Origin of the sequence: Citrobacter sp. CtB7.12, from assembly GCF_001297795.1 — a bacterium.
GTDB lineage: Bacteria > Pseudomonadota > Gammaproteobacteria > Enterobacterales > Enterobacteriaceae > Citrobacter_A > Citrobacter_A amalonaticus.
In genome coordinates this window covers 1-8367 of record NZ_LIFT01000036.1, presented here as the reverse complement: position 1 = coordinate 8367, position 8367 = coordinate 1, and the positions used below count along the sequence as shown (strand labels likewise).

Annotated in this window: 4 protein-coding genes, 4 tRNA genes and 2 rRNA genes; 9 read left to right on the top strand and 1 reads right to left on the bottom strand. The window is 51.8% G+C overall.

All coding sequences use genetic code 11. From position 1 onward, the window contains the following. The first annotated feature begins 20 nt into the window (after nucleotides 1-20). From AOY24_RS23000 to birA, 4 genes are all read left to right on the top strand, one after another. Nucleotides 21-2927: ribosomal RNA gene (locus AOY24_RS23000) — 23S ribosomal RNA — on the top strand. Nucleotides 2928-3023: 96 nt separating this feature from the next. Further along, nucleotides 3024-3139, top strand: a 5S ribosomal RNA gene (gene rrf / locus AOY24_RS22995). A gap of 154 nt (nucleotides 3140-3293) precedes the next feature. After that, the gene (murB, locus tag AOY24_RS22990) at nucleotides 3294-4322 is read left to right on the top strand and encodes a UDP-N-acetylmuramate dehydrogenase (protein WP_042998965.1); all 1029 of its coding nucleotides are present in this window, start codon (nucleotides 3294-3296) and stop codon (nucleotides 4320-4322) included. Next, nucleotides 4319-5281, top strand: coding sequence for a bifunctional biotin--[acetyl-CoA-carboxylase] ligase/biotin operon repressor BirA (gene birA, locus AOY24_RS22985; protein WP_042998966.1), 963 nt, complete (start codon nucleotides 4319-4321; stop codon nucleotides 5279-5281). Before murB ends, birA begins: the two co-directional genes overlap by 4 nt. Nucleotides 5282-5311: 30 nt before the next feature. Here the strand turns inward: birA and coaA are convergent, their stop codons facing one another. Beyond that, nucleotides 5312-6262, bottom strand: a complete 951-nt coding sequence (coaA, locus tag AOY24_RS22980; protein ID WP_061069505.1) for a type I pantothenate kinase — start codon at nucleotides 6260-6262, stop codon at nucleotides 5312-5314. A 401-nt stretch (nucleotides 6263-6663) separates the two neighbouring features. Here coaA and AOY24_RS22975 point away from each other — a divergent pair. The 5 genes from AOY24_RS22975 to tuf all read left to right on the top strand — a co-directional run. After that, a tRNA-Thr gene (locus AOY24_RS22975) sits at nucleotides 6664-6739 on the top strand. A gap of 8 nt (nucleotides 6740-6747) precedes the next feature. Continuing rightward, nucleotides 6748-6832, top strand: a tRNA-Tyr gene (locus tag AOY24_RS22970). Between the two features lie 114 nt (nucleotides 6833-6946). Next, a tRNA-Gly gene (locus AOY24_RS22965) sits at nucleotides 6947-7021 on the top strand. A 5-nt stretch (nucleotides 7022-7026) separates the two neighbouring features. Beyond that, nucleotides 7027-7102 (top strand) — tRNA-Thr (locus AOY24_RS22960). Between the two features lie 117 nt (nucleotides 7103-7219). Continuing rightward, nucleotides 7220-8367 (top strand): elongation factor Tu (gene tuf, locus AOY24_RS22955; protein ID WP_054176463.1); only part of this gene is annotated, 1148 nt, incomplete at its 3' end.

Below are 8367 nucleotides of genomic sequence, written 5' to 3'. Positions count from 1 at the left end.
GAAACATCTTCGGGTTGTGAGGTTAAGCGACTAAGCGTACACGGTGGATGCCCTGGCAGTCAGAGGCGATGAAGGACGTGCTAATCTGCGAAAAGCGTCGGTAAGGTGATATGAACCGTTATAACCGGCGATGTCCGAATGGGGAAACCCAGTGCAATTCGTTGCACTATCGTTAACTGAATCCATAGGTTAACGAGGCGAACCGGGGGAACTGAAACATCTAAGTACCCCGAGGAAAAGAAATCAACCGAGATTCCCCCAGTAGCGGCGAGCGAACGGGGAGCAGCCCAGAGCCTGAATCAGCATGTGTGGTAGTGGAACGGTCTGGAAAGGCCGGCGATACAGGGTGACAGCCCCGTACACAAAATTGCATGTGCTGTGAGCTCGATGAGTAGGGCGGGACACGTGGTATCCTGTCTGAATATGGGGGGACCATCCTCCAAGGCTAAATACTCCTGACTGACCGATAGTGAACCAGTACCGTGAGGGAAAGGCGAAAAGAACCCCGGCGAGGGGAGTGAAAAAGAACCTGAAACCGTGTACGTACAAGCAGTGGGAGCCTCTTTAATGGGGTGACTGCGTACCTTTTGTATAATGGGTCAGCGACTTATATTCTGTAGCAAGGTTAACCGAATAGGGGAGCCGAAGGGAAACCGAGTCTTAACTGGGCGTTAAGTTGCAGGGTATAGACCCGAAACCCGGTGATCTAGCCATGGGCAGGTTGAAGGTTGGGTAACACTAACTGGAGGACCGAACCGACTAATGTTGAAAAATTAGCGGATGACTTGTGGCTGGGGGTGAAAGGCCAATCAAACCGGGAGATAGCTGGTTCTCCCCGAAAGCTATTTAGGTAGCGCCTCGTGAATTCATCTCCGGGGGTAGAGCACTGTTTCGGCTAGGGGGCCATCCCGGCTTACCAACCCGATGCAAACTGCGAATACCGGAGAATGTTATCACGGGAGACACACGGCGGGTGCTAACGTCCGTCGTGAAGAGGGAAACAACCCAGACCGCCAGCTAAGGTCCCAAAGTCATGGTTAAGTGGGAAACGATGTGGGAAGGCTCAGACAGCCAGGATGTTGGCTTAGAAGCAGCCATCATTTAAAGAAAGCGTAATAGCTCACTGGTCGAGTCGGCCTGCGCGGAAGATGTAACGGGGCTAAACCATGCACCGAAGCTGCGGCAGCGACACTAAGTGTTGTTGGGTAGGGGAGCGTTCTGTAAGCCTGTGAAGGTGTGCTGTGAGGCATGCTGGAGGTATCAGAAGTGCGAATGCTGACATAAGTAACGATAAAGCGGGTGAAAAGCCCGCTCGCCGGAAGACCAAGGGTTCCTGTCCAACGTTAATCGGGGCAGGGTGAGTCGACCCCTAAGGCGAGGCCGAAAGGCGTAGTCGATGGGAAACAGGTTAATATTCCTGTACCAGGTGTTACTGCGAAGGGGGGACGGAGAAGGCTATGTTGGCCGGGCGACGGTTGTCCCGGTTTAAGCGTGTAGGTGTGTGTTCCAGGTAAATCCGGTTCACTTTAACACTGAGGCGTGATGACGAGGCACTACGGTGCTGAAGTGACAAATGCCCTGCTTCCAGGAAAAGCCTCTAAGCATCAGGTAACATCAGATCGTACCCCAAACCGACACAGGTGGTCAGGTAGAGAATACCAAGGCGCTTGAGAGAACTCGGGTGAAGGAACTAGGCAAAATGGTGCCGTAACTTCGGGAGAAGGCACGCTGATATGTAGGTGAAGCGATTTACTCGTGGAGCTGAAATCAGTCGAAGATACCAGCTGGCTGCAACTGTTTATTAAAAACACAGCACTGTGCAAACACGAAAGTGGACGTATACGGTGTGACGCCTGCCCGGTGCCGGAAGGTTAATTGATGGGGTTATCCGTAAGGAGAAGCTCTTGATCGAAGCCCCGGTAAACGGCGGCCGTAACTATAACGGTCCTAAGGTAGCGAAATTCCTTGTCGGGTAAGTTCCGACCTGCACGAATGGCGTAATGATGGCCAGGCTGTCTCCACCCGAGACTCAGTGAAATTGAACTCGCTGTGAAGATGCAGTGTACCCGCGGCAAGACGGAAAGACCCCGTGAACCTTTACTATAGCTTGACACTGAACACTGGTCCTTGATGTGTAGGATAGGTGGGAGGCTTTGAAGCGCGGACGCCAGTTCGTGTGGAGCCATCCTTGAAATACCACCCTTTAATGGCTGGTGTTCTAACGTGGGCCCGTAATCCGGGTTGCGGACAGTGTCTGGTGGGTAGTTTGACTGGGGCGGTCTCCTCCTAAAGAGTAACGGAGGAGCACGAAGGTTAGCTAATCCTGGTCGGACATCAGGAGGTTAGTGCAAAGGCATAAGCTAGCTTGACTGCGAGCGTGACGGCGCGAGCAGGTGCGAAAGCAGGTCTTAGTGATCCGGTGGTTCTGAATGGAAGGGCCATCGCTCAACGGATAAAAGGTACTCCGGGGATAACAGGCTGATACCGCCCAAGAGTTCATATCGACGGCGGTGTTTGGCACCTCGATGTCGGCTCATCACATCCTGGGGCTGAAGTAGGTCCCAAGGGTATGGCTGTTCGCCATTTAAAGTGGTACGCGAGCTGGGTTTAGAACGTCGTGAGACAGTTCGGTCCCTATCTGCCGTGGGCGCTGGAGAATTGAGGGGGGCTGCTCCTAGTACGAGAGGACCGGAGTGGACGCATCACTGGTGTTCGGGTTGTCATGCCAATGGCACTGCCCGGTAGCTAAATGCGGAAGAGATAAGTGCTGAAAGCATCTAAGCACGAAACTTGCCCCGAGATGAGTTCTCCCTGACCCTTTAAGGGTCCTGAAGGAACGTTGAAGACGACGACGTTGATAGGCCGGGTGTGTAAGCGCAGCGATGCGTTGAGCTAACCGGTACTAATGAACCGTGAGGCTTAACCTTACAACGCCGAAGCTGTTTTGGCGGATTGAGAGAAAATTTTCAGCGTGATTACAGATTAGATTAACCGGCGAAAGGCGGGTTAATAAACAGAATTTGCCTGGCGGCTTTAGCGCGGTGGTCCCACCTGACCCCATGCCGAACTCAGAAGTGAAACGCCGTAGCGCCGATGGTAGTGTGGGGTCTCCCCATGCGAGAGTAGGGAACTGCCAGGCATCAAACAAGTGAAGAGCCCATCCTGACGGATGGGCTTTTTTGCATCCGTCATCGGTCGGATCATTTTATCGAATAACGTCATCCCGCCATAATACAAGCCATACTGCGGCATATGCGGTAAACTAACCGCGATTTTGCATCAGGAAAGCCTCTATGAATCACTCCCTTAAATCCTGGAATACCTTTGGCATCGATCAAAATGCCAATGAGATTGTTTGCGCCGAAAATGAACAACAACTACTTAGCGCCTGGCAATCTGCCAATGCGTTGCATCAGCCGGTACTGATACTGGGTGAAGGGAGTAACGTCCTGTTCCTTGACGCCTTCCGCGGGACAGTGATCGTCAATCGTATCAAAGGCATTGAAGTAACAGAGCAACCAGACGCGTGGTTGTTGCATGTCGGTGCGGGTGAAAACTGGCATCATCTGGTTCAGCATACACTACAGCTTGGCATGCCGGGGCTGGAAAACCTGGCGCTGATCCCCGGCTGCGTAGGGTCTTCACCGATCCAGAATATTGGTGCTTACGGCGTGGAGCTCCAGCGAGTGTGTGATTATGTTGACTGTGTTGAGCTGGCGACAGGAAAATCGCGGCGCGTGAGTGCGGCGGAATGTCGCTTTGGCTATCGTGACAGTATCTTTAAACATGAATACCAGGATCGCTACGCGATCGTTGCGGTGGGGTTACGTCTGACTAAGCAATGGCAACCAGTGTTGACCTATGGCGACCTGACGCGTCTGGATCCGGCCACGGTAACGCCCCAGCAGGTGTTTGATTCGGTTTGCCGTATGCGTATAACAAAACTGCCCGATCCAAAAGTGATCGGTAATGCGGGCAGCTTTTTTAAAAACCCCGTCGTGGCAAAGGATGTGGTTGAGGCACTGCTGTCTCAGTTTCCGAATGCCCCTCATTACCCTCAACCTGATGGTTCAGTAAAACTGGCGGCTGGCTGGCTCATTGACCAATGTGAGTTGAAAGGCGTGGGTATCGGAGGGGCAGCCGTACATCGTCAACAGGCGCTTGTACTTATTAACGCGGCTAACGCGACAAGCGAAGATGTGGTCAATCTCGCGCACCTGGTGCGTGCGAAAGTCGGTGAGAAATTTAACGTCTGGCTGGAGCCTGAAGTACGCTTCATCGGGCAGAGTGGCGAAGTCAATGCTGTGGAGATCATTGCATGAAGGATAATACCGTTCCTCTGATGCTTATCTCCTTACTGGCCGATGGCGAGTTTCATTCCGGTGAGCAACTGGGTGAACAGTTGGGGATGAGCCGGGCGGCCATCAATAAACATATCCAGACTCTACGTGACTGGGGAGTTGATGTCTTTACCGTGCCAGGCAAAGGATACAGTTTACCGGAGCCGATTCAGTTGCTGGATTCTGACCGCATCTACAGTCAGTTGGATCGCGGCACGGTGGCTGTGCTGCCGGTTATTGATTCCACCAATCAGTACCTGCTGGACCGCATCGATCTATTGCAGTCTGGCGATGCCTGCGTGGCGGAATACCAACAGGCAGGTCGTGGACGTCGTGGACGTAAGTGGTTTTCCCCCTTTGGCGCAAACCTTTATCTTTCAATGTTCTGGCGTCTGGAGCAGGGGCCGGCCGCCGCGATCGGCTTAAGCCTGGTGATCGGTATCGTAATGGCTGAGGTTCTGCGTGATCTGGGTGCGGACAAGGTACGGGTGAAGTGGCCTAACGATCTCTACCTGTTGGATCGCAAACTGGCGGGGATCCTGGTTGAGTTAACGGGTAAGACGGGCGATGCTGCGCAGATCGTCATCGGCGCCGGCATTAACATGGCAATGCGCCGTGTGGAAGAAGGCGTGGTGAATCAGGGATGGATTACGTTGCAGGAAGCTGGGATTACGCTCGATCGCAATACGCTGGCGGCAAGGCTCATTCGTGAATTACGTACCGCGCTGGAGTTATTTGAGCAAGAAGGACTGGCTCCTTATCTTTCCCGTTGGGAAAAGCTGGATAACTTTATCAATCGCCAGGTTAAACTGATTATCGGTGACAAAGAAATATACGGTATTTCACGAGGTATCGATGCGCAGGGCGCATTACTTCTGGAACAGGATGGTATTATAAAACCGTGGGTTGGGGGAGAAATCTCCCTGAGAAGCGCTGAATAATTAAAAAGGGAGCGAAAGCTCCCTTTTTAATTATTTTCGCAGGCGAACCTGCTCGACGGCATGATTGGCGCTCTTGGTCATAATCAGACTCGCGCGCTCACGCGTGGGTAGAATATTTTGTTTTAAATTCAGCCAGTTAATTTCTTTCCATAATGAGGTGGCCGTATTGATCGCCTCCTCTTTCGTCAGTTTCGCGTAGTTATGGAAATAAGAGTCAGGGTCGGTAAACGCCCCCTCGCGGAATTTAAGAAAACGATTGATATACCATGTCTGCAGTAACTCTTCCGGTGCATCAACATAAATAGAGAAGTCGACGAAGTCCGAAACAAATACATGATGAGGGTCGTGTGGATAGTCCATCCCGCTCTGCAGAACATTGAGTCCTTCGAGAATTAATATATCGGGTTGGGCCACGGTTTTATCCCCATCAGGGATCACATCATAAATCAGATGCGAATAAACCGGAGCGGTTACGTTTGGCACGCCGGATTTGAGATCGGAGACAAACTTGACCAGACGATGCATGTCATACGATTCCGGAAAACCTTTCTTCTTCATTAACCCACGGTCTTTTAATACCTGGTTTGGATGAAGAAAACCATCAGTGGTGATCAGTTCAACGCGACGATGTTCTGGCCAACGGCTCAGTAACGCCTGTAATACACGCGCAGTGGTACTTTTCCCCACCGCTACGCTGCCAGCAATACTGATGATATAAGGGATACGCTCACCGTTCGTGCCCAGAAACTGTTCGAGAACAGCCTGACGACGCAGGTTCGAGCTGATATAGAAGTTAAGCAAACGCGACAAGGGCAAATAGATCTCTGCAACTTCTTCCAGCGATAAATCTTCATTAATCCCTTTTAACCGTGCGATCTCTTCTTCAGTGAGGGTCATCGGCACGGAATCACGAAGCGCAGCCCACTGGTTGCGGTCAAACTGTAGGTAAGGCGTCATTAACGTTTGCTCTTTTATACTCATAAGCATGTTTCTGGCTGTCATTACACCATCAGGGCAGTGATAAAAAGCGCGTCATCCCCGGCATGCAATGGCACGTCGCATTTCAGTTAATTTGGACAATGGGCAGGAGGGTAACACCAGATGGGGGGGAATAATAAGAAAAAATCTCTTCTGAACGTCATTCCCTGAAACGCAATGTGACGGATATTCCAGATGTACAGGCGATGATTTGGTGCGTTGAAGTACCACCCGATGCAGGTGGGAGGAAATGAACTGCCAGATAATGTCGAAATTTTATGCTAAGCTGACTGAAAATACGCCATTTTTTGGTCGTATAGTGCAAAATGTGAGCGATAGAACATTTTATGCAATTTTTTAGTTGCATGAGCACGCAGGTCTCCATAGAATGCGCGCTACTTGATGCCGACTTAGCTCAGTAGGTAGAGCAACTGACTTGTAATCAGTAGGTCACCAGTTCGATTCCGGTAGTCGGCACCATCAAGTCCGGTGGGGTTCCCGAGCGGCCAAAGGGAGCAGACTGTAAATCTGCCGTCACAGACTTCGAAGGTTCGAATCCTTCCCCCACCACCACTTTCTGGCAGCAATTGCTGTCTGAGCTGGTTACGAAAATAATCGGCTCGAATGAGAAAAGAGACTTGTCTCTTTTTTTGTTACAGAAAGAACTGGGTAGCCGAGTTTCAGGATGCGGGCATCGTATAATGGCTATTACCTCAGCCTTCCAAGCTGATGATGCGGGTTCGATTCCCGCTGCCCGCTCCAGACGTGCTGATATGGCTCAGTTGGTAGAGCGCACCCTTGGTAAGGGTGAGGTCCCCAGTTCGACTCTGGGTATCAGCACCACTTCACTTCTCCTCCCCGTGTTTTCTCTGTAACGACTCAATGATTCAACAGTTCAGGCATATCGCCTGGTTGATGTGGTGATATCACCGATTTATCCGTGTCTTAGAGGGACAATCGATGTCTAAAGAAAAGTTTGAACGTACAAAACCGCACGTTAACGTCGGTACTATCGGCCACGTTGACCATGGTAAAACAACGCTGACCGCTGCCATCACTACCGTACTGGCTAAAACCTACGGCGGTGCTGCTCGCGCATTCGATCAGATCGATAACGCGCCGGAAGAAAAAGCTCGTGGTATCACCATCAACACTTCTCACGTTGAATATGACACCCCGACTCGCCACTACGCACACGTAGACTGCCCGGGCCACGCCGACTATGTTAAAAACATGATCACCGGTGCTGCGCAGATGGACGGCGCGATCCTGGTTGTTGCTGCGACTGACGGCCCGATGCCGCAGACTCGTGAGCACATCCTGCTGGGTCGTCAGGTAGGCGTTCCGTACATCATCGTGTTCCTGAACAAATGCGACATGGTTGATGACGAAGAGCTGCTGGAACTGGTAGAAATGGAAGTTCGTGAACTTCTGTCTCAGTACGATTTCCCGGGCGACGACACCCCGATCGTTCGTGGTTCTGCTCTGAAAGCGCTGGAAGGCGACGCAGAGTGGGAAGCGAAAATCATCGAACTGGCTGGCTTCCTGGATTCTTACATCCCGGAACCAGAGCGTGCGATTGACAAGCCGTTCCTGCTGCCGATCGAAGACGTATTCTCCATCTCCGGTCGTGGTACCGTTGTTACCGGTCGTGTAGAACGCGGTATCATCAAAGTGGGCGAAGAAGTTGAAATCGTTGGTATCAAAGAGACTGCCAAGTCTACCTGTACTGGCGTTGAAATGTTCCGCAAACTGCTGGACGAAGGCCGTGCGGGTGAGAACGTTGGTGTTCTGCTGCGTGGTATCAAACGTGAAGAAATCGAACGTGGTCAGGTACTGGCTAAGCCGGGCACCATCAAGCCGCACACGATGTTCGAATCCGAAGTGTACATCCTGTCCAAAGACGAAGGCGGCCGTCATACTCCGTTCTTCAAAGGCTACCGTCCGCAGTTCTACTTCCGTACAACTGACGTGACTGGCACCATCGAACTGCCGGAAGGCGTTGAGATGGTAATGCCGGGCGACAACATCAAAATGGTTGTTACCCTGATCCACCCGATCGCGATGGACGACGGTCTGCGTTTCGCAATCCGTGAAGGCGGCCGTAC